A 23,010-nucleotide genomic window follows, 5' to 3' on the forward strand; every position below is an offset into this window, starting at 1 on the left:
CTAGCCTCCCGTGATGGCCTGGAACGTGAAAACGGCATCGCCTTCCGTCAGTGGTGTGGATGCACGCGCATCGCGCGCAACGAATTCGCCGTTGACGGCGCTGGCGAAGGACTGCGCGGGCTGGCCGCTGGCCGCCAGTGCGTCGGCCAGCGTGCTGCCTGCCGGGACTTGCCGGGCTTCGCCGTTGAGTGTGATGTTGATAGGGTTCATGCCAGATTGTTGAGCGTTTCTTCGACCAGGGCGGGCGCAATCAGCCAGCCGTGCCTGAACAGGCCGTTGATGCGGACCAGCCCAGCGCTTTGTTCGACGCGCGGCAGATTATCGGGCAGAGCGGGGCGCAGGTTGGTTTCCGTGTGAACAATCCGTGCTTCGGCCAGCTCGGGAACAATGCTGTGTGCGGCCGCCAGCAACTCCACCATGCTGCGCAGCGAGATCGGCGAGCGGTCTTCGCTTTCGATTTCGCTGGCGCCGACCACAATGTGCCCGCCCTCGCGTGGTACCAGGTAGACCCGGTGCCGCGGGTGCAGCAGGCGCACCGGCCGCCGCAGCACCACGTCAGGTGCATGCAGCCAGATGATTTCGCCGCGCACGCCTCGCACCTCCGGCGTGAACCCCGGGTCCTGTTCGCTGCGGGCTGGTTCAGGCCGCGCGCCGGTGCCGCGTACGTCGAACACACAGTCGAAGCGGTGTAGGCCTTGCGGCGTGTGGATTTCGCCGGCCTGCAGCCGACTCACCGTCACGCCCCAATGCCAGCGTGCGCCCGCGGCGCTGGCCGCGTGGGCCAGGGCCGCCATGGCCTGCACGGTGTGGATTTGTCCTTCGTGCGGCAACAACCAGGCATGGGCTGCGCCGTGTAGCGCGGGTTCGAGTTCGCGCAACGCCGCGGCGTCCAGCGCCTGCGGCGTGTGACCGGCTGGCGCCTTGTGCTGCAGCAGGTCCACCACGCGGCGGGCTGCGCCTTCGTCGCCGCGGTGGGCGACCAGCAGGCTGCCGCGCTGATGCAACTCGACCGGTTGGCCCAGGGCCGCCACGATGTCCGGCCACAAGGCCAGCGAGCGCAAGCCCAGTGCAAAAACATGGGCGTCGGCCGACTCCAGTTCGGCCGTGGGGCTGAGCATGCCGGCGGCGGTCCAGCCGGCGGCGCGCGGTGCGGCACCCGGACCGGCGGGGGGGGCCTGCGGGCCGGACGCGGGGTCGAAAACCTCGACCGAATGGCCGGCCCTGGCCAGCTCGAAAGCCAGCAGCCGTCCGAGCAGGCCTGCGCCTGCGATGCCGATGTGCATGGTGATGTTCGCCCTTTTCATCGCGGGTTCAAAGTTTCTGGATGGGGATGTACATTTCGCTGCCGCCTTCGCGGAACTCGGCCGATTTTGCCTGCATTCCCTGCGCCAGTGCCGCGGCCTCTCCAATGCCCTGCTGCGCCGCAAACTCGCGCACTTCCTGGCTGATTTTCATCGAGCAGAATTTGGGCCCACACATGGAGCAGAAATGCGCGACCTTGCTGACTTCCTTGGGCAAGGTTTCATCGTGAAACTCGCGCGCGGTGTCCGGGTCCAGCGACAGGTTGAACTGGTCGTGCCAGCGAAACTCAAAGCGCGCCTTGGACAAGGCTTCGTCACGCGCCCGCGAGGCCGGGTGCCCCTTGGCCACGTCGGCCGCGTGCGCCGCGATCTTGTAGGCAATGATGCCCTGCTTGACGTCGTTCCGGTCTGGCAGACCCAGGTGTTCCTTGGGCGTGACGTAACACAACATGGCGGTGCCGAACCAGCCTATCATCGCCGCGCCAATCGCGCTGGAGATGTGGTCGTAGCCCGGCGCAATGTCGATGGTCAGCGGGCCCAGCGTGTAAAAAGGCGCTTCGTGGCAATGTTTGAGCTGCTCGTCCATGTTGGCCTGGATCATGTGCATGGGCACATGGCCGGGGCCTTCGATCATGGTTTGCACATCGTGTTTCCAGGCGATCTGGGTCAACTCGCCCAGGGTGCGCAACTCGGCAAACTGGGCTTCGTCGTTGGCGTCGGCGCCCGAACCGGGACGCAGGCCATCACCCAACGAAAAACTCACGTCATAACTTTTCATGATCTCGCAAATCTCTTCGAAGTGCGTGTACAGAAAGTTTTCCTTGTGGTGGGAAATACACCACTTGGCCAGGATGGCGCCGCCACGCGAAACAATGCCGGTGCGGCGTTTGGCCGTCATGGGGATAAAAGGCAAACGCACGCCGGCGTGGATGGTGAAGTAGTCCACGCCTTGTTCGGCCTGCTCGATCAAGGTGTCGCGGTAAATCTCCCACGTCAGTTCTTCGGCAATGCCGCCTACCTTTTCCAGCGCCTGGTAAATCGGCACCGTGCCTATGGGCACCGGCGAGTTGCGGATGATCCAGTCGCGTGTGGTGTGGATATTTTTGCCGGTCGACAAATCCATCACATTGTCGGCGCCCCAGCGAATCGCCCAGACCAGCTTTTCCACTTCCTCTTCAATGCTGGACGTGACCGCCGAGTTGCCAATGTTGGCGTTGATCTTCACCAGGAAGTTGCGGCCAATGATCATGGGTTCGACTTCGGGGTGGTTGATATTGGCCGGGATGATGGCGCGGCCCCGCGCGACTTCGTCACGCACAAACTCAGGCGTCACAAATGCGGGTAGTTGCGCGCCCATGGGGTTGCCGCGCACGCGGCTGGCCCGTTCGGTGTCATCCAGGTACTCGGCCATCCACGCGCGTTTGGTGTTTTCACGCAGCGCGATGTATTCCATCTCGGGGGTGATGATGCCGCGGCGCGCGTAATGCATCTGGCTGACGTTGGCGCCGACCTTGGCGCGGCGCGGTGTGCGTTGCAGACCGGCAGCCTGGGCACGCAGGGCGGCGATGCGTTGGGCTTCGGGGTCGTGCGGGTCGGTGCGGTCTTCCCGACGCGTGCCATCGTCAACGGCCTGGGCCGTGCGGCCGATGTAAATTTCTGTGTCGCCGCGTGCGGCAATCCAGGGTGCGCGCAAGGCCTGGAGCCCACGGCGCACGTCGATGTCGGCGGCTGGATCGGTGTAGGGCCCGGAGGTGTCGTAAAGCGTGGCGGATTCCCCGTTGCTCAGGCTGACTTCGCGCATGGGCACACGCAGGTCGGGGTGGCGCTGACCGGGCAGGTAAATCTTGCGTGACGCGGGAAAAGGCTCACGTGTCAGGGACAGCAACTGGGCGAATTGATCAGGCGCATTCATCGGGGCATCCTTGTGGTGTGTTGAAACACAAAATGCTCCGAAGGTGTGGCCAAAACCAGCCGGGTGGTTTTGATCGTTGACGGGCAAGCGGAGGTCCGCTGGCTGTCAGCTCTTCTTACGTCGGTACGAACCGATTCAAGTTCACGGGTTTGGCCTGGCCATCTCAGCGGCTCGACCACAATGGTCGGGCAGCACCCCGGAGCCGTTCCATTCTAGTACAGGCGCTCTCGGTGCTCAAACCCCTTTTGTGATCGTGCTGATAGCGTGCCAACCAAAATAGGGGCTGCGAAGCCGCTATGCTTGCCGCCAAGATTTCCTTCCAGCGATGAACCCATGAATGCCTTGTTTGATTTTTCCACCGCCAGTGTTGCTGTCCTTGCACTGGCCGATGTTGAGCGTGCGCTGACCGAAGACCTGGGGTCCGGCGACCTGACCGCCGGTCTGATTGATCCCGCGCGGCGCAGCCACGCCCGCGTGCTGGCGCGGGAGGCCGCGGTGATTTGCGGCCTGCCCTGGGTGGAGGCCACCCTGCAGCGGCTGGACCCGCAGGCCGAACTGATCTGGCATGTGCGTGATGGCCAGCGCTGCGAGGCCAACCAGGTCGTCCTGGAGATCAAGGGCTTGTCCCGCGCACTGCTGAGTGCCGAGCGGACTTTGCTCAATTTTTTACAACTGCTCAGCGCCGTGGCCACACAAACGGCGGTGTACGTGCAGACCGTGCAAGCGGTGCCGGGAAACCGAGCCAGCATTGTGGACACCCGCAAAACCCTGCCCGGCCTGCGGCTGGCGCAGAAATACGCCGTGCGTTGCGGCGGTGGGGTCAATCACCGCATCGGCCTGTACGACGCGGTGTTGATCAAGGAAAACCATATTGCAGCGGCCGGCGGTATCAGCGCCGTGTTGCAACGCACCGCCGAGGTGGCGGGCCGCGCGGCGTTTGTTGAGATCGAGGTGGAGACCCTGGTCCAGTTGCGGGAAGCCCTGGAGGCCGGCGCCCGCATGATTCTGCTGGACAACATGGCCCTGGCCCAGTTGCGTGAGGCGGTGCAGATCACGGCAGGGCGGGCGATTCTGGAAGTTTCGGGTGGTGTGAGCCTGGACACCGTGGCCGGTTTTGCCGCCACCGGGGTGGACCGCATCTCGATCGGGGCTTTGACCAAAGACATCAAGGCGATTGATTTTTCCATGCGTTTTGCGCAACTGTGAGTCCCGGCATGACTGACGTACAAAACCCTGTTCATCCCCTGATCCGCATCGACTACGAACAACCCGCGTGCCCGACGCGTCACGCCTGGGCGCGTGTGCCGGTGGAGCCAGCACCCGATGAACGCGCGGCCCTGAAAGACCAGATTCGCCGCCTGCTCAAAGAGCGCAACGCGGTCATGGTGTCGCACTATTACGTACACCCGGACCTGCAGGACCTGGCCGAAGAAACCGGCGGCCTGGTCAGTGACTCGCTGGAGATGGCGCGTTTTGGCCGGGACCATGCAGCGAGCACGCTGGTGGTGTCGGGCGTGCGTTTTATGGGCGAGACCGCCAAAATTCTCTCGCCCGAAAAAACCGTGTTGATGCCCGACCTGGAGGCGACTTGTTCGCTGGACTTGGGGTGCCCGGTGGACGCGTTCAGCGCGTTTTGTGATGCCCACCCGGACCGCACCGTGGTGGTCTACGCCAACACCAGCGCCGCGGTGAAAGCGCGCGCCGACTGGCTGGTGACCTCGAGCTGCGCACTGGACATTGTGCGGGCGCTGAAAGAGCAGGGCCAGAAAATTCTCTGGGCGCCCGACAAACACCTGGGCGGCTACATCCAGCGCGAAACCGGCGCCGATATGTTGATGTGGAACGGCAGTTGTATCGTGCACGACGAATTCAAGGCCTTCGAGCTGGAGGTGCTCAAAAAAGAACACCCGAAGGCCAGGGTGCTGGTACACCCCGAATCGCCCGCCGATGTGATCGCGCTGGCCGATGCCGTGGGGTCGACCTCGGCCATCCTGAAGGCTGCGCACGAGATGGACGCACCGGAGTTCATCGTTGCGACCGACAGCGGCATGATGCACAAACTGCGCACGCTGAACCCTGGAAAAATTTTCATCGAAGCGCCAACGGCCGGCGAAAGTGCCACCTGCAAAAGCTGCGCACATTGCCCCTGGATGGCGATGAACGGGCTGGCTGGCGTGGCGCAGGCACTGCAGACCTTGAACCCGGAGGTGCATGTGGACCCGGCGCTGGGCCTGCGGGCACGTTTGCCGATAGACCGCATGCTGGCGTTTACCGCGGCGTTGAAAGCGGGGCAGCCTGCGGGGGGGCTGGTTCCGAGGATGGGGGCGGCTTAGCCGCTTCACGCGGCATTGGCGGTTTGCGGTTGGCCGCCGGGCGCATTCGTGGCGCCCGCCTCCAAGCCTTCACAGGCCCCGCGAGGCAAAAGATAGCGAGGTAGCCGCCGGGCCGAGACCCGGCAGGCTCAAATCGCACTGCGGAATCAGCTCAAGGACTCAATCAGGTCAACGTATTGCTGCATCGCCTCTTCCGACGAGGTGCCCTTCAGGCCGTTCCAGGCGTCCCACTTGGCGCGGGCCACCATGTCGCCAAAACCCGGTTTTTTGTCGGCGTTGTCGCCGGCGCTGCCCTGCTTGTAGAGGGCATAAATTTTCAGCAAAGTGGCGTTGTCGGGCCGCTCGCTGAGGTTTTTGGAATCGGCCATGGCTTTATCGAAGGCGGCTTTGAGATCTGACATGAAGAGGCTCCGTTTCTGGAAGGGGTCACCAAAGAGGTGCTTGGGGTAACTGCCCGGTATCTTAGCCATCTCCTTACCTGCAAAATAGAGAGATCACCCCCACGCTTGTCACTGGGTGTACTGCGCTGTCCCCGAGGGGGTTCATTTTTCTTGGGGCGGCCCTGCGAAAAATGGCCACTTCGTACCTTTCAATGACGTTGGAGTTTTTATGGTCACACGCGTATCGGCCCAGGCCGCAGGCAAAAAAGTCGCGCAGAACGTGCAAAAAAACGTGACACGTGCCGTATCCGGGACCCTGGGCTTGTCCGGCGAACGCATGAGCAAGGTGGACACCGCCTGGCTGCGCATGGACACCGCGTCCAACCTGATGATGATTGTTGGCGTCTGGTCGCTGCAGCCCGGCGTGAGCCACGCGGCCGTGTGTGAACGCCTCGAAAACAGCTTGCTCAAATACGCGCGTTTCAAGCAGCGTGTGATCGAAGACGCCGCCGGCGCCACCTGGGTGGACGACCGCTACTTTGACCTGAAAAACCACGTCATCGCGGAAAAACTGCCCAAGGTGGCCAAAGGCCGGGAGCAGGAAGCGTTGCAGGACCGCGTCGCCGAACTGGCGATGCAGCCGCTGGACCGCAAACGCCCGCTCTGGCAAATCCATCTGGTCGAGGATTACACCGGGCCGGACGGTATCAAGGGCAGCGCCATGATTGTGCGCATCCACCATTGCATCGCCGACGGCATTGCGCTGATTTCGGTGACCATGTCCCTGGTGGACGGCGGGCTGCCGCCGCCTGAACGCAGAAGAAAAGAAGCGAGCAGCGGCGGTGCCGAGGACTGGATCGCCGACACGCTGCTCAAGCCCTTCACCGACCTGACGGTCAAGGCCCTGGGCGCCGCCGGCGAGGGTGCCGTCAAGTCCCTGAACCTGCTGAGCGATCCGCACAAAGGCATGGCGGGCTCGCTGGACATGGCCAAGGTGATGTTGCAGGTGCTGAAAGACGGCGCGGCGCTGGCGCTGATGCCGGACGACTCCAAAACGCGGCTCAAGGGCAAACCCGGTAAAACCAAAAAAGTTGCCTGGTGCCAGCCGATCCCGCTGGACGAGGTCAAGGCCGTGGGCAAGGCGCTGAACTGCTCGATCAACGATGTGTTGCTCAGTTGTGTGGCCGGCGCCATCGGCGAATACCTCAAATCCCATGGCGATGACGTCCAGGGCCAGGAGATCCGCGCCATGGTGCCGGTCAACCTGCGGCCCATGGAGCAGGCTTACAAGCTGGGCAACCGTTTTGGCCTGGTACCGCTGGTGTTGCCGATTGGTGTCGACAACCCGATTGAGCGTGTTTATGAAGTGCGCCGCCGCATGGCCGCGCTCAAAGGCAGCTACCAGCCACTGCTGGCCTTCAGCCTGCTGGCGATTGCCGGCTTGCTGATCAAGCCGGCGCAGGACGCCATGCTCAATCTGTTCTCCAAAAAAACCACGGCCGTGATGACCAACGTGCCGGGCCCGCGCGAAAAACTCAAGTTCTGCGGCGCCACCCTGGAGCAAAGCATGTTCTGGGTGCCGCAGTCTGGCGATGTCGGGCTGGGGGTGTCGATTCTGAGTTACGGCGGTGGTGTGCAGTTTGGCGTGATCACCGACAGCACCTTGTGTCCCGATCCGCAACGCATCATTGATGAGTTTGTGCCGGAGTTTGCCAAACTGTCTATCGTGACCTTGATGTTGCCTTGGGGCGAATAAAGGCAAATCCTTAAGCTTTTTAGGGCTCTAGCCCTTATCCTTCGGGCGCCAGCAGCTATTGAATTTATAGCGTTCTTCTCGTTTCAGACGGGTTTCTTCAACGTCTTCTTTGATTCTGCTGTTTGTTGTTTGCCTGCAGGCCGGGGTTGCCCGGCGGCAACTCACTTTCTTTTGCTTCGCTGTATGGACCGTGCACATGGTGGACGGTCCATACACTTCGCCAAAAGAAAGTAAGCAAAGAAAAGGCGACCCCGCTGTCTGCGTCCCTGCGCTGCGCTACGGGGCAACCTGCGGTGCTTGTATGGTGGAGGTGCTGGGGCAAAGGGACACTGTGGTGCATCGGCTGCAAAGAGACTGCGATTCATGCACGCGAGCGCAGCACACGCGGCCAAATGAAGTCCCCCTCCATCGCCCAGCGGGGCGAGGGAGGGGTTAGGGGTGGGAGTGGGGAGTCAGTCCTACTGCCAGCGGCAAACTGCAAACGCAGCGTGATGCCGGAAACGGACCCGAGAAATCCTCAATCCGCCTTGATCCCCGACACCTTGATGATGCGGCCCCACATGCCGCGTTCATCGCTGGCCAGTTTGGCCAGTTCCGTGCCGTTCAGAAACACGGCCTTGGCGCCTTGTTCTTCGGCGCGTTTACGGAACTGCTCGGACTCCACCACCTGTTTGATGGCGGCGGTAACCCGGGCCAATGTTTCGCTGGGGATGCCGTTCGGGCCATACACCGCAAACCAGGAGGACGCGACCAGGGGCACACCTTGTTCTGTGGCGGTGGGGACATCGGGCTGGGCCGCCAGGCGCGTGCGGCCTGTCACCATCAGCGCCCGGAGTTTGCCGGAGCGGATATGCGGCAACAGGGGCGGCGGTGTGGTGATGGTGAAGTCCACCGTGCCGCTGAGCAAGTCGGTCAGCGCCTGACCGGTGCCGCGGTACGGAATATGGGTCATGTAGGTCTTGGTCAGGTCCTTGAGCAATTCCGTGGTCACATGTTGCAGCGAGCCGTTGCCGCTGGACGCGTAGTTGACCTTGCCGGGGTTGGCCTTGGCGTATTTGATGAACTCGGCAAAGGTGTTGGCCGGGAAATTGTTGCGCACCACCATCAGCTGTGGCGCATCAATCAGGTGGGCGATGGCTTTTAGGTCCTGGCCGGGATCAAAACCTGCCACCGGCTGCAGCAGCGGCGTGATGCTCTGGTAGCCCGAATATTGCACCAGGAAGGTGTTGCCGTCGGCGGGTGCGCGGGCGACCATCTGGCCAGCGATGTTGCCGTTGGCCCCACCGCGGTTGTCCACCACGACCGGGACGCCCAGGATTTTGCCCAGGGGTTCGGCCAGCAGGCGCGCCGAAATGTCGGTGGTGCCTCCCGCCGGGGTGGGCACCACCAATGTGATGGGCCGGCCTGCGGACTGTGCAAAAGCGCTGCCCATGAAGGTCGCGGCACCGGTGGTGGCTGCTGCGGCTGCACCTGTGATCAGTGTTCTTCTTGAAATCGGGGTCATGTTTGTCTCCGGATAGTTTTGGATGGGAAAAAGAAATACAAAAGTGGTGCTGCTGGCCCTCAGGCCAGTTCGGAAATTTCAATCAGGTTCAGGTCCGGGTCACGGACATAAACCGAGCGGATTTTTTGCGTGGCGCCCGTGCGCAGGACCGGGCCTTCGACAATCGGCCAGTGTGCCCGCTGCAGCCGGGCTATGACCTCTTGCAAGGGAACACTGGCGATCAAACACAGGTCCAGCGAACCCGGCACCGGCAGATGCGCCTTGGGTTCGAACTCCGCGCCTTTGACATGCAGGTTGATTTTCTGCTGGCCGAACTTGAAGGCCTTGCGTTCGACCGGTGGTGTGCCGCCGGTAAAACTTTCCAGCGCCATGCCTAACACCCGCGTGTAGAAGTCCACGCAGGCGGCTTCATGGGCCGTGGTCAGCACTAGATGATCGATACGGTTGATCACAACGCGAACTGTTCCCGCAGCTCCGCCACAAAGGCCGGCGCCGGATGCAGGTCGCCAATCCGTCCGGCCTTGGCGACCTGGCCGGGGACTTCATGGCCAACGATGTCCGGCATCTGGCGCGCAATCGCCAGCAGCTTGGGCAGGTCGATGCCGGTGTCGTAGCCCATGGCATCCAGCATGTGGATGGCGTCTTCGCTGCTGATGTTGCCACTGGCGCCTGGCGCGTAAGGACAGCCGCCCAGGCCGCCCAGTGAACCGTCAAAACGCGTGATACCGCCTTGCACCGTGGCCAGTACATTGGCCAGGCCCATGCCACGCGTGTTGTGAAAATGCAGGGTCAGTTGCAGTTCGGCAAAGCGCGCTTGCAAAGCTTCCACCATGCGGCTGACCTGGGCTGGATGGGCCATGCCGGTGGTGTCGCAAATGGTCACGCCGCGCACGCCCTGGTCGGCAAAACGGCTGACCCAGTCCAGCACGCTTTCCAGCGGTACATCGCCTTCCATGGGGCAGCCAAAGCAGCACGAGAGCGAGACATTGATGGGTGTGCGTCCAGCCACAAGCTGGATCACTTCCGACAGGGCCGCAAAGCTGCGCGCCATGGGCATGCGCAGGTTGGCGAGGTTGTGTGTCTCGGAGGTGGACATGACGAGGTTGAGTTCGTCGGCTTTGGCCTCCAGCGCGCGCTCCGCACCGCGCAAGTTGGGCACCAGCACCGTGTATTCGACACCCGGTACGCGGCGGATCCGGCCCATGACCTCGTCGGCGTCGCGCAACATGGGGATGGCCTTGGGCGAGGTGAAGGAGGTGACCTCGATCTTGGCGTAGCCGCATTCACTCAGGGCGTCGACCAGCGCCACCTTGGTGTCGGTCGGGATAAAAGTTGGCTCGATCTGGAAACCGTCGCGTGTGGCGACTTCGTTGAAATAAATGCGTTGTTTCATGACACGATGCCCTTGTCTTTCAGACCCTGGATTTGTTGCGGGGTGAGGCCGAGCTCCTGCAGCACGGCGTCGCTGTCCTGGCCCAGTGCGGGGGCGTTGCGCCTGTGGCCGCCCGGGGTGGCCGACAGCTTGGGCACAATGCCGGGCACCATCAGGCTGCTGCCGTCGTCCATCAACACCTGGCCCAACATGCCGCGCGCCTGGTAATGCGGGTCGGCCGCAATATCGGCCACGCTGTAGATGCGGCCTGCCGGCACCGAGGCTTTGTCCAGCAGCACCAGCACCTCGTCCACCGTACGCTGTGCGGCCCACTGGCCGATGGCTTCGTCGATCTCGGCCACACGTGCCACACGGCCGGCGTTGTCAGACAGGAGCGGGTCGGCACCCAGATCCTCGCGGCCTATCACCGCCATCAGGCGTTTGAAAATGCTGTCGCCGTTGCCGGCGATCAGTGCATAACCGCCATCCTTGCAGCGGTAGGCATTGCTGGGTGCGATGCCGGGCAGGGCGCTGCCGGCCGGGCCACGCACTGCGCCGAAAGCGCTGTGCTCCGGCAACAGGCTTTCCATGCAATTGAAGACCGCTTCGTACAGCGCCACATCGATCACCTGGCCCTGGCCGGAGGCATGGCGGTGCTGCAGCGCCAGCAGGATGCCGATCACGCCGTGCAAGGCGGCCAGGGTGTCACCTATGCTGACGCCGACGCGCACCGGCACCCGTCCGGGCTCGCCGGTCAGATGCCGCAGGCCGCTCATGGCTTCGGCCACGACGCCAAAGCCGGGCCGGTCGCGGTAAGGCCCGGTTTGGCCGTAACCGCTGATACGCAGCATGATCAGGCGCGGGTTGAGCTTGAGTAAGTCGTCAGGCCCCAGGCCCCAGCCTTCCATGGCGCCGGGGCGGAAGTTCTCGATCAACACGTCGGACTCGGTCGCCAGCTTGCGCACAATGTCCTGCGCTTCGGGCATCTTGAGGTCCAGCGCCAGCGAACGTTTGTTGCGCGACTGCACCTGCCACCAGACCGAGGTGCCGTCCTTGAGCAGCCGCCATTTGCGCAGCGGGTCGCCCGCGCCCGGCGGTTCGATCTTGACCACGTCGGCGCCAAAGTCGGCCAGCGTTTTGGCGGCAAACGGCCCGGCAATCAGTTGTCCGAGCTCGAGAACCTTGAGGCCCGCCAAGGGGCCGGCGGAGGAAGAGGAGATGTCCATGGCCGCGGAGTGTGCCGCTGCGGCGCGTGGACGTCCATTACTGCTTGCGGCGCCTGGGCTTCGCGTTTTGCGAAGCCTCGGCCAGAAAATCCACCAACGCGAGGATGCCCGCATCATTCTGGCCGGCCGCCGTGGCCACCAGCAGGCGGCGCTGCGCCCAGGCGTCGGCCAGCGGTCGCCAGGCGAGTTTCATGCCTTTCACGATGGGCAGGCTGGCGCCTTTGGGCAAGACCGCAATGCCCAGGCCCGAGGCCACCATGTGGCAGACCGCGTCAAAGCTGCGCACCTGCATGCGCAGCTTGAGCGGCCGGTTGGCGGCCAGGGCGGTTTGTTGCTGCTTTTGCAGCATGGCGGCGCCGGCGGTCAGGCTGACCCATTCCTCGTCCAGCGTATCGACAAAGGCCAGCGGGGTTTTGCTGCCGGCGAGACGGTGCTTGGCGGGCAGCACCAGCACCAGTTCGTCTTCGCGGAAAAGCCGGGTGGCCAGGCCGGTGGTGTCCGGCCCTTCGACAAACACGGCGACATCGGCCCGGCCTTCGCGCAGCGTGGTCACCACGGCTTCCGAGACCTGTTCTTCCAGGTCCACACGCACCTGCGGATGCAGCTGGCCGTATTGCGCCAGCAAGGTCGGCAGGAACTGGCTGATGGCCGCGCTGCTGGCGCACAGGCTGATGTGGCGCGCAATCCCCTGGCGCAGGTCGGCGAGTTCGCCGCTCAGGTGCTCCATGGTTTGCAGCAGGGTCAACCCGTGTTTGACAAAAACGCGGCCGGCCGCCGTGGGCAGCAGGCCACGCGCATGGCGCTCGAACAAGGTGTCGCCCAACGCGCCTTCAAGCTCGCGGATACGCCGGCTGGCAGCCGCCAGCGCCAGGTGGGAGTCACGCGCGGCAGCGGTCAGGCTGCCGGTCTGGGCGCAGGCCACCGCCAGGCGGATGGAGACGAGGTCGAACCTCGCCAGGTTGTAGGCGGCACTGGCCACGCCGGCTCAGGCTTTCTTTTTCGCGGCGGCTTTTTTGGCGGCAGGCGCTTTTTGGGCCAGCAGCGCGTCGAGGTTTTTCACGATCTCGCCTTCGATCTTGTCCTTGAAGGCGCCGAGCAGAAAACCCAGTTGGGCGTCGATTTCCAGCAGGTCCGGCGTGACCTTGAGTTCGCCGCTGACGCCGGAACGTGTGAAGCTCACCAGGTCGGCGGTCTCGCCTTCTTCGTAAGTGCAGGCCATGTCGAACTTTTCTTCAGCCATCTCGGCCCACTTGAAGGCGACTTTGCGCGCTTCGAGCAGGCCCAGGCTGTGTTTGCGTTCGATATGGATGTTGGCCATGGTGGGGTCTCCGTGTGTGTGGCTTCAGCGTGTAGCGAGGATTTTCTGGCGTTCGTCCTTGGGCAAACGGGCCAGTCGATTGGCCTCATCATAAAACGCCCGCCAGTGGCCGCCCTGGCGCGCAAACAGCGCTTCAAAGCCGGGCACCAGTTCGTCGTAGGCGGCCTGGGCGCCAAAGGAGGCGTTGTTGGCCTGGGCGACCCAGCGGTCATAAGCGCTGGTGTTGCCGGCCGGGCCGCTCCAGCCGGCCTTGAGGTCCGCATAACGCGCCTGGAAGTGCTCAATTGCTACTTTTTTCATAGCTAGTTGCGCAGGAGGGGTAAGGGCTGGGGCCTGATTTTCTTCATAAATGTCAGCCAGCTGGCGGCGTGTGGCTTGGATTAGCGCGCGAAACTGTTGGCGCCTGGCTTCCAGCGTCGCATAGTCGCGCTGCGCGCTGGCGGAGCCGGATGCGGCCAGCCAGCGGACCACACCCAGGCGTTCGACGGCTGTCGCAAAAGACTCGTTGAACACAGTGTCGTCTTTGACATACAGCACCTGGTGCGCCAGCTCGTGAAAAATCAGGCGCGCCAGATCGCCCTCGGGATAAGCGACAAAGGTGTTGAGCAAGGGGTCGCCGCCGGCCCAGTTCATCCAGCCCAGGGTGGAGTAGGCGGGGATGCCTGCCACGGCGACGTCCAGGCCCTGGGCTTGCAGGCGCGCGGCTTCGGCACGGGCTTGTCCCTCGTCAAAATAACCGCGGTAACCCACGCAGCCGGCCACCGGAAAACACCAGGTCTGCAGTTGGAGCGAGAGGGCAGGCGCCGCCGTCACGTTCCAGACCACGGCCTGGCGGTGCAGGTCGGCATAACGCTGGTAACTCGCGTTGTCGGGCAGTTGCAGTTCGCTGACGGCAAAGCGGCGTATGCGCTGGGCCAGTGCCAGTCTGGCCTTGAGAGGGGCGGGTGTCTGGCTTTCGTCCAGCCAGTCCTGCACCGGGCGCGCCGCATTCATCACCTGCAGGTGGCCGCTGACCGACTGCCAGTAATACGCCGTGCTGCTGCAGCCGCTCAGGCTCAGCAGCGCCGCGAAGGCCAAAGAAGTGCGGAGTGAGCTAAACACCCGCTTTAGAGGCTGGAGGCGCTGTCGAGTTGCACTTCGACCAGACAGTCGTAAAACACCGGGCCGCGCCCGAGGTCGGTCAGCTGCTGGCTGGTCAGCTGATTCACGTTGCTTCCGTCCAGCCCCAGCTTGCGCCACCAGATGCCCAGGCCGTGGACCACGCCGGGCCGGGCGCGTGTAGACACCTCGGCTTTGCAGCGGTATTCGCCGCGCTGGTTGAACACCTTGACGACGACGCCGCTGCTGATGCCGCGCGCCGCGGCGTCGTCGGCATGGATCTCCAGCAGCGGTTCCCCTTCGATGTCGCGCAGGCTTTTGACGTTGACGAAGCTGGAGTTCATGAAGTTGCGCGCCGGCGGCGAAATCATGGCCAGCGGGTAAAGGCTCGACGAGCCGGCGGTTTCGTAGTTGGGCACATGGTCGGGCAGGCCGTCCAGGCCTTGTTTGCTCAGCCGCTCGCTGAAAAACTCGCATTTGCCCGAAGGTGTGGGAAAGTGGCCGTCGGCAAACGGGGCATCGGGCAGAGGCAGGGTGGCAAACCCTTTGGCCAACAATTCCTGGAAGTCCACCTTGTCGCCGTCCGGGTGGCTGAAGGCTGCGCGGCACAGGGTTTCGTCCTCGTCGGCAAAACAGGGATCGGTGAAACCCATACGCGTGGCCAGCGCCCGGAAAATCGCGGTGTTGGGCCGGGCCTGCCCCAGCGGCGCAATCGCCGGGCGGTTCAGCAATACATCGGTGTGGCCGTAGGCGGCGTGGATGTCCCAGTGTTCGAGCTGGGTGGTGGCCGGCAGGATGAAGTCGGCGTAGTCGGCGGTGTCGGTCTGGAAATGCTCCAGCACCACGGTGAACAAATCTTCGCGTTCAAAACCGCGCACCACCTGGCCGGACTCGGGCGCGACCGCCACCGGGTTGCTGTTGTAAACCACCAGCGCTTCGATTTTCGGGCCGAAGGCTGGTGAACTGTCCTTCAGCAGGTCGTTGCCTATGGTGCTCATGTTGATGGTGCGCGGCCAGCGTCCGGCCAACAGGTCGGGCCGCTGCAGCGCCGCCTTGTTGACCGGGAACATGCCCGAGCTTGAGAGCAGCAGGCCGCCTGCGCGTTGCCGCCAGGCGCCGGTCAGCGCCGGCAGGCAGGCAATCGCGCGTGCCGCATTGCCGCCGCCACGCACCCGCTGCATGCCGTAGTTCAGGCGTATCGCCGCCGGTTTGGTGTTGCCGTAATCGCGCGCCAGGGTTTTGATTTGTTCCACCGACACGCCGCAAATTTGCGCGGCGCGTTCCGGCGGCCAGCCCAGCGCGCGTTCTTTCAAGGCCTCCCAGCCGGCCGTGTGTTTTTCGATGTAGTCGTGGTCCAGCCAGTCGTTGACGATCAACTCATGCATCAGGCCCAGCGCCAGCGCGGCGTCGGTGCCAGGCCGCAGCGCGATGTGTTCGTGGCATTTTTCGGCGGTTTCGGTTTTGCGCGGGTCGATACAAACCACGCGCGCGCCCTGGCGTTTGGCTTCTTGCACATAACGCCAGAAATGCAGGTTGCTGGCAATCGAGTTGCTGCCCCAGATGATGATCAACTGGCTTTCGGCAAAAAATTCGACCTTCATGCCGACCTTGCCGCCCAGGGTTTGCGTCACGGCCTCGCCGCCGGCCGCCGAACAGATGGTGCGGTCCAGCAGGGAGGCGCCCAGTTGGTTGAAAAAACGCGCCGCCATGCTTTCGCTTTGCACCAGGCCCATGGTGCCGGCGTAGCTATAAGGGACGATGGCCTCGGGGTTGCGGTCGGCAATCGCCTGCAGCCGGGCGGCAATCTCGTCCAGCGCGGCATCCCAACTGACGGGCTCAAACTGACCCGAACCTTTGGGCCCTACACGTTTGAGCGGCTGCAGGATGCGTTCGGGGTGGTAGCTGCGTTCGGTGTAACGCGCAACCTTGGTGCACAACACGCCGCCGGTCTGTGCATGATCGGGGTTGCCCTGGACCTTGAGGGCGATGCCGTTTTCGACCGTGGTCAGCAGGGCGCAGGTGTCCGGGCAGTCATGCGGGCAGGCGCCGCGGACTTTGAGCGTTTCTGGCGTCACGCCGGGGCCGGGACTGGGGGAGAGGCTGATGGTGGGGTTCATGAATCAAACAATGGTTTTTTTGCCTGGGCAGCCCTTATCGTAGCGGCCTTGTTGCTGGCGGGCACGGCGGTGGCAAGGGAGTCATCGTGGTGGCTTGGAGGGGGCGTTGCCTGCCGGTTTTCAGGTTGGGCTGCAATTCGCTATTGTTTTTATAGCTGATGGCGCATATGAGGTAAGGGCTGAAGGCCAATGTATTGCATAAATCAGGCCGAAATGAGCCGACGGCGCTGCAGGCACTGGTCTGCGTCGCCAGTCCGGCAGCCATGTCAGTTATGCTTGACGCCGACCGGTCCTGTCCCGTGCGCCGGCATCCCCTCACCCCTGCTTATTTCCCATGCGTTTATTGCTCAGCCTTGCCACCCTGATGCGGCCCCACCAATGGCTGAAAAATGCTTTTGTGTTCGCCGGTCTGGTGTTCAGCCAGAACTGGCAGGACGGGCCGATGTCGCTGAAGGTGATCACCGCTTTTGCCGCGTTTTGCTGTTTTTCCAGCCTGGTTTACATCGTCAATGACTGGCATGACCGCGACGGGGATGCCCGCCACCCGGTGAAGCGGCACCGGCCGCTGGCCAGCGGCGCTGTGTCGCCGGCGGCCGCCCTGGTGCTGGCGGCGCTGCTGCTGGCGGCCGGCGTGTGGCTGGCGGTGGGCAACAAGACCTTGCTGCTGCTGCTGGCCATCTATGTGGCGCTGAACCTGGCCTATTCCTGGCGACTCAAGCAGATTCCGGTGGTGGATGTGAGCATCATTGCCTCGGGTTTCATGCTCAGGCTGCTGGCCGGCACCCTGGCTGTAGGTATCTCGCCATCGCGCTGGTTGTTGCTGACGGGGCTGTTCATCGCCCTGTTCCTGGGATTTTCCAAACGCAAGGCCGAGAGTTTTCACGACGAGGCCAACCAGCGGGCCGTGCTGGAGCATTACCCGCCGGCCCTGCTGGACATGTTCATGTCCGTGACCATGACCGCCACCTTGATCACCTACAGTCTGTTCGCCACCAGCACCGAAGCGCTGCAGCAACACGGCCAGCGCCTGGTCTACACCGTGCCCATCGTGATTTTTGCGCTCTTGCGTTATGCCTACCAGGTGCACCGCGGGCGGGGCGAAGACGTGTCGCGCGACCTGCTGCGTGACCCCTGGATCCTGCTGGCGATGGCGGCCTGGCTGATGGTGTTTCTGGGACGCCGATTTTGAACGCGGCGGACCGGCCGGCCAGCCGCCTGCCGCTCAAACAACTGTTGCTGGTCGGGGGGGCGGCCGCCACGGCCTACGCGGTGGCGCTGCTCGTCTCCGGGGACGGCCCCGGGGCCACGCTGCAGCGGCTCTGGTCACTCGCCGGCTTGCAGGCTGCGGCGCTGTGTATCTTGAACTACCTGCTGCGCGGCCTGCGCTGGCGGCTCTGGATGGCCCATTACGGCCGGCCCCTGGGCCTGTTGCAAGGGCTGCGCCTCTACCTCGCGGGTTACACCTTCACGCCGACACCGGGCAATATCGGCGAGGCGGCGCGTGGCCTGCTGCTGGCGCGCAACCCCCTGAGCACCGCACAAAGCCTGGCGATTTTTGGCGCCGAGCGGCTGGCCGATTTGTTGTGCCTGCTGCTGATGGGCCTGCCGGTGCTGGGCTGGCTGCTCCAACTGGGCGGGGCGCGTGTGGCCTGGAGCCTGGTGCTGGTGGCCGGGCTGGCCGGCCTGCTGGTGCTGGCGCTGATGTTCAAGTTTCGCGGGCTGTTGCTGCCGCGTGTGGCCTGGCTGCACGATGCCTGGCGCTGCCTGGCGACCCGGCCGCTGCAGTGGCTGGGCCTGACCCTGCTGGCCTGGGCCGCGCAGGGCCTGGCCGTCTGGCTCTTGTGCCGCGAAGCCGGTTTGCCCCTTGGCGTGCTGCAGGCGGCCGGCTTTTATGCGGTGGCCATGGTCGGTGGCGCCTTGTCGCTGTTGCCGGCCGGTTTGGGCGGTACAGAGGCCTTGTTGGCCGGTTTGCTGGTGAGCCAGGGCGCCAGCGCCGCGCTGGCCTTAGGCATCACGGTGCAGGTCCGGGTGGTGACCTTGTGGCTGGCCGTGGCCATAGGCGCGCTGGCACTGGTCTATAGTGCCGCCATTCGCCACGAAATCAGTTTCAGGTAGTTTTTACACATGACCCAACGTCCCGGCATTTTTGCCGCTTTGACCGCCGCCGCTTCTTCTTTCTCCGTCACCCGCTGGCTGATCACCGTCGGTGTCTTGTCGCTGGCGCTGCGGCTCTGGATTTCGGCGACTTTCCCGATCACCGGTGACGAGGCTTTTTTCTACTGGTGGGGGGTCTACCCGGATTGGGGTTATTACGACCATCCGCCCATGGTCGGCTGGCTGATCGCCCTGATGCGCGCGACCTTGGGCGACACGCTCTGGTCGATTCGCCTGCCCGTGGTCATGCTGCCTCTGGCACTGGGCGCCCTGGTCGGTTGGGCGCTATCGCCGCTGGACAAAACACGTGCCGCTTGGGCCGTGGTGTTGTTCTGGCTGGCGCCTATCAACTGGCTCAACGTCCTGATCACCACCGACACGCCGCTGATTTTCTGGTCGGTCTTGTCCGTCGCCCTGTTGTTGCGGGCCGAACGGCGTGAGCGCCTGGACAGCACGGCCTGGGTGCAATATGCGTTGTCAGGTTTGTTCCTGGGCTGCGCCTTTTTGTCCAAATATTTCTCGGTGGTGCTGGGCCTGACCTACCTGGTTTATTTTGTGCTGTACCGGCGCGAGCGCTGGGCCGCCTTTGTTGTGTTGGTGTTGTGTGCCTTGCCGGGCCCGGCCATCAACATTGCTTACAACATGTCGCACGGCTGGTCGAACATCATGTTCAACCTCTACAACCGCAACGAAGGTGAGGCCTTTGCCTGGTACAAGCCGCTGCTTTATGTGGCCATGCTGGTTTACCTGGCCACGCCGGCCGTCACCTGGCTGGCTTGGCGCCAGCGCAAGGCGCTGGCCGCGGTGTCGCGCCAGCAACGCCTGCTGGCTTGTGTGGTGCTGGTGCCCCTGCTGTTTTTTGCCTTGCTGGCGTTCAAAAAAGTGGTGGGCCTGCACTGGGTCTTGTCGTTTTACCCCTTTGGCTTTGCGCTGCTGGCTTTTGCCCTGCCGCTGGACAAGCTCAAGTCCTGCGCGTTGGGCATGGCGGCTTTTGCAGCCTTGCATGTGTTGATCGTGGCCGGCTTGTACAGCACCTCGCTGGCGGACTGGAAAAAAATCCCGCTCTACCCGCAAATCGTCCGCAGCTACAAAACCACGGACATGTTGCAGCAGGTGCAAGCGCCCGGCGTGGTGCTGATGGCCAACGCCTACACACCCGCATCGATTTACGGCTACAGCTTGCGCGACTACGTGCCGGTGTTTGGCCCGGGTAATTTCCATGCGCGCCAGGACGACATGCTGGTTGATTTTTCAATCTACCAGGGCAAAACCGTGCGCATCATCCACATGGGGATTCCACCGCGGCTGGAGGACTACGCGCCTTATTTTGACAACGTGCAGGTGCTCCACTTCTCGCAGGACGGCGTGCCTTTTTACGCGGTCGAAGGCGCCAACTTCAATTACCCGGCTTACAAAAGCGGGGTCTTGTCCACCATTTACAAGCGTTACTACAACATCCCATCCTGGCTGCCCATGACAGGCTGCCCGTTTTGTGAACGCCTGTGTGGTCAGGTGCGATGCGAGAAACCCCTGCCTTGACAGACGCGACTGCGCAGCCGACGCTGGAAGTCGCCGCCTTTGATTTCGACGGCACGCTGACGCGGCGTGACACCTTGTTGCCTTATCTGGCGCGTTACCTGGGCTGGCCGCGATTTTTGGGCGTCTTGCTGCTCTGCAGCCCCTGGCTGGCGGCTTACGCCTGCCGCCTGATGAGCAACCACAAAGCCAAGGCCAGGCTGTTGAAGCTCAGCCTGGGTGGCCGCAGCGAAGCTGAGATCGCGTCGTGGTCTGCCGATTTTGTGGCGAATTATTTGCCTCAGCAATGGCAAGCAGACATGCTGGCGCGAATGCGGCAGCACCAGCGGCAAGGCCATCGTTGTGTGATGGTCAGCGCCTCGCTGGGCATTTATCTGCATCCTGTCGGTGAGATGTTGGGCCTGGATGCCGTGATCTGCACCGAGTTGGAAGTGAAGGACGGCGCACTCACCGGATACCTGGCCACGCCCAACTGTTATGGCGAGGAAAAAGTGCGGCGCCTGCAGGCCTGGTTGGCAAATCAAGGCCTGAATGCAGCTCTGGTGCTGCATGTCTATGGGGATTCCCGCGGTGACGTGCCCCTGCTAAATCTGGCAGACTACGCTTGGTACAAAGGCCAACCCCGGGCTCGCCCAGCTTCTGCCAACTAGCAGTGGCGGCAGGCCCGACTCTTCAGAGGTTTTCATGAAAGTCATTGATTCCATCGTCACCCAGGCCGCCGGCATTGCCGCCGTGCGCCGGGATATTCACGCGCATCCCGAGCTGTGTTTTCAAGAAGTGCGAACCGCCGATGTTGTGGCGCAAAAACTCACCGAATGGGGCATTCCCATGCACCGGGGCATGGGCACCACGGGGGTGGTGGGCATCATCAAAAATGGCAGCTCGAACCGTGCCATCGGCCTGCGCGCCGACATGGACGCCTTGCCGATGCAGGAGTTCAACACCTTCGACCATGCGAGCAAACACCCCGGCAAGATGCACGCCTGCGGCCACGACGGCCACACGGCGATGTTGCTGGCGGCCGCGCAACACTTGGCGAAAAACCGCAATTTCGACGGCACGGTGTACCTGATTTTTCAGCCGGCGGAAGAGGGCGGTGGCGGCGCGCGCGAGATGATCAAGGACGGCTTGTTCGACAAGTTCCCCATGGATGCCGTGTTTGGCATGCACAACTGGCCGGGCATGCCGGTCGGCACCTTTGCCGCGAGCCCGGGCCCGGTGATGGCCTCGACCAGCGAGTTCAAGATCACCATTCGCGGCAAGGGCGGCCACGCAGCGCTGCCGCACAATGGCATCGACCCGGTGCCTGTGGCTTGCCAGATGGTGCAGGCCTTCCAGACCATCATCAGCCGCAACAAAAAGCCGGTCGATGCTGGTGTGATTTCGGTCACCATGATCCATGCGGGCGAGGCCACCAACGTGATTCCCGACAGCTGCGAGTTGCAGGGCACGGTGCGCACCTTCACGATGGAGGTGCTGGACATGATCGAGCAACGCATGAAACAGGTCGCCGAACATGTGTGCGCCGCGCATGACGCTGAATGTGAATTTGCGTTCAAGCGCAACTACCCGCCCACGGTCAATCACCCCAATGAAACCGCGTTTGCACGTGAGGTGATGGCCAGCATCGTCGGCGCCGCACAAGTGGTGGACCAGGAGCCGACCATGGGCGCGGAAGATTTCTCCTACATGTTGCAGGTCAAGCCGGGCGCTTATGTGTTTATTGCCAACGGCGACGGTACACACCGCGAGATGGGCCATGGCGGCGGGCCGTGCATGTTGCACAACCCGAGTTATGACTTCAACGACGACCTGATTCCGCTGGGCGCGACCTTCTGGGTGCAACTGGCTGAAGGCTGGTTTGCCAAGGACGCCGCATGATAGGCGTGACCCAGGCGTTTTCCAAAAGTTATGCCGAAGCCCGTGTCAAGTTCCTGGAGGCCGCGGCCACCGCTGGCCTGGCCGTGGAATCGCAGTTGCATCCCGAAGCCGGACGCGACGGCGAAGTCCTGGCCATGGACGTGGTGCGCGACGGCCCGGCCGATGCCCGCTCGCTGCTGATTGTCAGCAGCGCCTGTCACGGCGTTGAAGGTTATTGCGGTTCCGGTGTGCAGGTGTTTGCGCTGCATGACGCCGAGTGGCGTGCCAAGGCTACGGCGCAAGGTGTGGCGGTGTTGTATGTGCATGCGCTCAATCCTTACGGTTTTTCGCATGTCCGGCGCACCACGCATGAAAATGTGGACCTGAACCGCAACTTCCAGGACTTCTCGCAGCCGCTGCCGGTCAACGAGGCCTACCGCGAGTTGCAGCCCTTGCTGCTGCCCGACGAGTGGCCGCCGACCGAGGCCAATGCGGCGGCCACCGGCCGTTACATCAGCGAAAAAGGCATGGACGCCTACCAGGCTGCGATCACGCGGGGCCAGCATGAATTTCCGGAAGGCCTGTTTTTCGGCGGCACCGCGCCGACCTGGAGCAACCGGACCTTGCGCAAGGTGTTGCAGACCTACGGCAAAAACGCCAGTCGCGTGGCGTGGATAGACATCCACACCGGCCTGGGCCCCAGTGGTATTGGCGAACGTATTTGCGCCTGCCGCGATGACAAGGCGGCTTTGGCGCGGGCGCGGGCCTGGTGGGACAACGGCGGGACCACACCGGTCACCTCGATTTACGACGGCTCGTCCAGCTCGGCCTTTTTGACCGGCCTGATGTGGAATTCCATCTACGAGGAATGCCCGGACGCCGAATACACCGGCATTGCGATGGAATATGGCACCTTGCCGCCTTTCGAGATGATGCAGGCGCTGCGCGGCGAACATTGGCTCAACATCCACCGTGATGCGCCGCCGGCCTTGGCCACGCAGATCAAGGCGCAAATGATGGATGCGTTTTATGTCGATACCGACGCCTGGAAAGGCCAGATCATCAGCCAGGCACGGCAATCGCTGTTCCAGGCGGTGGATGGCCTGAGTTCATAAGGTTTTAGGGCTCCAGCCCTTTAAGCAT

At 63.2% G+C, this 23,010-nt stretch carries 21 protein-coding genes and 1 riboswitch; of the genes, 9 read left to right on the top strand and 12 right to left on the bottom strand.

Going from position 1 to position 23,010, the window contains the following annotated elements; all coding sequences use genetic code 11:
• The 3 genes from thiS to thiC are packed head-to-tail and all read right to left on the bottom strand — an operon-like array spanning position 1 to position 3,213.
• Positions 1 to 210, bottom strand: coding sequence for a sulfur carrier protein ThiS (gene thiS / locus R6254_RS15270; protein ID WP_318408048.1), 210 nt, complete (start codon positions 208 to 210; stop codon positions 1 to 3).
• Positions 207 to 1,283 carry a glycine oxidase ThiO gene (gene thiO / locus R6254_RS15275; RefSeq protein ID WP_412103182.1) on the bottom strand — a complete coding sequence of 359 codons (1,077 nt, stop codon included), beginning with the start codon at positions 1,281 to 1,283 and terminating at the stop codon, positions 207 to 209. The genes thiS and thiO overlap by 4 nt, the downstream gene beginning before the upstream one ends.
• Before the next feature lie 28 nt (positions 1,284 to 1,311).
• The gene (gene thiC / locus R6254_RS15280) at positions 1,312 to 3,213 is read right to left on the bottom strand and encodes a phosphomethylpyrimidine synthase ThiC (protein WP_318408051.1); all 1,902 of its coding nucleotides are present in this window, start codon (positions 3,211 to 3,213) and stop codon (positions 1,312 to 1,314) included.
• Positions 3,214 to 3,308: 95 nt separating this feature from the next.
• A riboswitch (TPP riboswitch) is annotated at positions 3,309 to 3,422 on the bottom strand.
• A 124-nt stretch (positions 3,423 to 3,546) separates the two neighbouring features.
• Here thiC and nadC point away from each other — a divergent pair.
• Both nadC and nadA read left to right on the top strand, forming a co-directional pair.
• Positions 3,547 to 4,419 carry a carboxylating nicotinate-nucleotide diphosphorylase gene (gene nadC / locus R6254_RS15285; protein ID WP_318408053.1) on the top strand — a complete coding sequence of 291 codons (873 nt, stop codon included), beginning with the start codon at positions 3,547 to 3,549 and terminating at the stop codon, positions 4,417 to 4,419.
• A gap of 8 nt (positions 4,420 to 4,427) precedes the next feature.
• A complete protein-coding gene (gene nadA, locus R6254_RS15290; protein WP_318408054.1) occupies positions 4,428 to 5,546 on the top strand; it encodes a quinolinate synthase NadA in 1,119 nt (372 codons plus the stop codon).
• A gap of 146 nt (positions 5,547 to 5,692) precedes the next feature.
• Here the strand turns inward: nadA and R6254_RS15295 are convergent, their stop codons facing one another.
• Complete coding sequence (locus R6254_RS15295; RefSeq protein ID WP_318408055.1) at positions 5,693 to 5,947, bottom strand: acyl-CoA-binding protein; 255 nt, start codon at positions 5,945 to 5,947, stop codon at positions 5,693 to 5,695.
• A gap of 208 nt (positions 5,948 to 6,155) precedes the next feature.
• Between R6254_RS15295 and R6254_RS15300 the strand changes: the two genes are divergently transcribed.
• Complete coding sequence (locus tag R6254_RS15300; protein WP_318408056.1) at positions 6,156 to 7,682, top strand: wax ester/triacylglycerol synthase family O-acyltransferase; 1,527 nt, start codon at positions 6,156 to 6,158, stop codon at positions 7,680 to 7,682.
• Positions 7,683 to 8,199: 517 nt separating this feature from the next.
• Here R6254_RS15300 and R6254_RS15305 read toward each other — a convergent pair.
• From R6254_RS15305 to R6254_RS15340, 8 genes are read right to left on the bottom strand one after another with little or no spacing between them, the layout of a single operon-like run.
• Entirely contained in the window at positions 8,200 to 9,186 is a 987-nt protein-coding gene (locus R6254_RS15305; protein ID WP_318408057.1) for a Bug family tripartite tricarboxylate transporter substrate binding protein, read from the bottom strand.
• 59 nt (positions 9,187 to 9,245) lie between these two features.
• Positions 9,246 to 9,638 (bottom strand): VOC family protein, encoded by a 393-nt coding sequence (locus R6254_RS15310; protein WP_318408059.1) that lies wholly within the window; start codon positions 9,636 to 9,638, stop codon positions 9,246 to 9,248.
• Entirely contained in the window at positions 9,635 to 10,579 is a 945-nt protein-coding gene (locus R6254_RS15315; RefSeq protein WP_318408060.1) for a hydroxymethylglutaryl-CoA lyase, read from the bottom strand. Before R6254_RS15315 ends, R6254_RS15310 begins: the two co-directional genes overlap by 4 nt.
• Entirely contained in the window at positions 10,576 to 11,784 is a 1,209-nt protein-coding gene (locus R6254_RS15320) for a CaiB/BaiF CoA transferase family protein (RefSeq protein WP_318408061.1), read from the bottom strand. The genes R6254_RS15315 and R6254_RS15320 overlap by 4 nt, the downstream gene beginning before the upstream one ends.
• Positions 11,785 to 11,821: 37 nt before the next feature.
• Positions 11,822 to 12,763, bottom strand: coding sequence for a LysR family transcriptional regulator (locus R6254_RS15325; protein ID WP_318408063.1), 942 nt, complete (start codon positions 12,761 to 12,763; stop codon positions 11,822 to 11,824).
• A gap of 6 nt (positions 12,764 to 12,769) precedes the next feature.
• Positions 12,770 to 13,102, bottom strand: a complete 333-nt coding sequence (locus tag R6254_RS15330) for a polyhydroxyalkanoic acid system family protein (protein WP_318408064.1) — start codon at positions 13,100 to 13,102, stop codon at positions 12,770 to 12,772.
• A gap of 24 nt (positions 13,103 to 13,126) precedes the next feature.
• Positions 13,127 to 14,203, bottom strand: a complete 1,077-nt coding sequence (locus tag R6254_RS15335) for an aminopeptidase (protein WP_318408065.1) — start codon at positions 14,201 to 14,203, stop codon at positions 13,127 to 13,129.
• 5 nt (positions 14,204 to 14,208) lie between these two features.
• Complete coding sequence (locus R6254_RS15340) at positions 14,209 to 16,317, bottom strand: molybdopterin-containing oxidoreductase family protein (RefSeq protein WP_318408066.1); 2,109 nt, start codon at positions 16,315 to 16,317, stop codon at positions 14,209 to 14,211.
• 334 nt (positions 16,318 to 16,651) lie between these two features.
• Here R6254_RS15340 and R6254_RS15345 point away from each other — a divergent pair, with 334 nt between their 5' ends.
• The 6 genes from R6254_RS15345 to R6254_RS15370 are packed head-to-tail and all read left to right on the top strand — an operon-like array spanning position 16,652 to position 22,982.
• Positions 16,652 to 17,506, top strand: a complete 855-nt coding sequence (locus tag R6254_RS15345) for a decaprenyl-phosphate phosphoribosyltransferase (RefSeq protein WP_318408068.1) — start codon at positions 16,652 to 16,654, stop codon at positions 17,504 to 17,506.
• On the top strand, positions 17,503 to 18,432 hold the full coding sequence (locus R6254_RS15350) for a lysylphosphatidylglycerol synthase transmembrane domain-containing protein (RefSeq protein ID WP_318408070.1): 930 nt from the start codon (positions 17,503 to 17,505) through the stop codon (positions 18,430 to 18,432). Before R6254_RS15345 ends, R6254_RS15350 begins: the two co-directional genes overlap by 4 nt.
• Before the next feature lie 9 nt (positions 18,433 to 18,441).
• Positions 18,442 to 20,010 carry an ArnT family glycosyltransferase gene (locus R6254_RS15355; protein WP_318408072.1) on the top strand — a complete coding sequence of 523 codons (1,569 nt, stop codon included), beginning with the start codon at positions 18,442 to 18,444 and terminating at the stop codon, positions 20,008 to 20,010.
• A complete protein-coding gene (locus R6254_RS15360; protein WP_318408074.1) occupies positions 20,007 to 20,657 on the top strand; it encodes an HAD family hydrolase in 651 nt (216 codons plus the stop codon). The genes R6254_RS15355 and R6254_RS15360 overlap by 4 nt, the downstream gene beginning before the upstream one ends.
• Positions 20,658 to 20,691: 34 nt before the next feature.
• Positions 20,692 to 21,888: a M20 aminoacylase family protein gene (locus tag R6254_RS15365; protein ID WP_318408076.1), complete on the top strand. Its 1,197-nt coding sequence runs from the start codon at positions 20,692 to 20,694 to the stop codon at positions 21,886 to 21,888.
• A complete protein-coding gene (locus R6254_RS15370) occupies positions 21,885 to 22,982 on the top strand; it encodes a M14 family metallopeptidase (protein WP_318408077.1) in 1,098 nt (365 codons plus the stop codon). The genes R6254_RS15365 and R6254_RS15370 overlap by 4 nt, the downstream gene beginning before the upstream one ends.
• Positions 22,983 to 23,010: the final 28 nt, after the last annotated feature.

It is taken from the genome of Polaromonas potterensis (assembly GCF_033446725.1).
Lineage (GTDB): Bacteria > Pseudomonadota > Gammaproteobacteria > Burkholderiales > Burkholderiaceae_C > Polaromonas.

Excerpts from the sequence above, each read along its gene's own strand:
- thiS (WP_318408048.1), bottom strand. The coding sequence starts at position 210 with ATGAACCCTATCAACATCACACTCAACGGCGAAGCCCGGCAAGTCCCG.
- thiO (WP_412103182.1), bottom strand. The coding sequence starts at position 1,283 with ATGCACATCGGCATCGCAGGCGCAGGCCTGCTCGGACGGCTGCTGGCT.
- thiC (WP_318408051.1), bottom strand. The coding sequence starts at position 3,213 with ATGAATGCGCCTGATCAATTCGCCCAGTTGCTGTCCCTGACACGTGAG.
- nadC (WP_318408053.1), top strand. The coding sequence starts at position 3,547 with ATGAATGCCTTGTTTGATTTTTCCACCGCCAGTGTTGCTGTCCTTGCA.
- nadA (WP_318408054.1), top strand. The coding sequence starts at position 4,428 with ATGACTGACGTACAAAACCCTGTTCATCCCCTGATCCGCATCGACTAC.
- R6254_RS15295 (WP_318408055.1), bottom strand. The coding sequence starts at position 5,947 with ATGTCAGATCTCAAAGCCGCCTTCGATAAAGCCATGGCCGATTCCAAA.
- R6254_RS15300 (WP_318408056.1), top strand. The coding sequence starts at position 6,156 with ATGGTCACACGCGTATCGGCCCAGGCCGCAGGCAAAAAAGTCGCGCAG.
- R6254_RS15305 (WP_318408057.1), bottom strand. The coding sequence starts at position 9,186 with ATGACCCCGATTTCAAGAAGAACACTGATCACAGGTGCAGCCGCAGCA.
- R6254_RS15315 (WP_318408060.1), bottom strand. The coding sequence starts at position 10,579 with ATGAAACAACGCATTTATTTCAACGAAGTCGCCACACGCGACGGTTTC.
- R6254_RS15320 (WP_318408061.1), bottom strand. The coding sequence starts at position 11,784 with ATGGACATCTCCTCTTCCTCCGCCGGCCCCTTGGCGGGCCTCAAGGTT.
- R6254_RS15330 (WP_318408064.1), bottom strand. The coding sequence starts at position 13,102 with ATGGCCAACATCCATATCGAACGCAAACACAGCCTGGGCCTGCTCGAA.
- R6254_RS15340 (WP_318408066.1), bottom strand. The coding sequence starts at position 16,317 with ATGAACCCCACCATCAGCCTCTCCCCCAGTCCCGGCCCCGGCGTGACG.
- R6254_RS15345 (WP_318408068.1), top strand. The coding sequence starts at position 16,652 with ATGCGTTTATTGCTCAGCCTTGCCACCCTGATGCGGCCCCACCAATGG.
- R6254_RS15355 (WP_318408072.1), top strand. The coding sequence starts at position 18,442 with ATGACCCAACGTCCCGGCATTTTTGCCGCTTTGACCGCCGCCGCTTCT.
- R6254_RS15365 (WP_318408076.1), top strand. The coding sequence starts at position 20,692 with ATGAAAGTCATTGATTCCATCGTCACCCAGGCCGCCGGCATTGCCGCC.
- R6254_RS15370 (WP_318408077.1), top strand. The coding sequence starts at position 21,885 with ATGATAGGCGTGACCCAGGCGTTTTCCAAAAGTTATGCCGAAGCCCGT.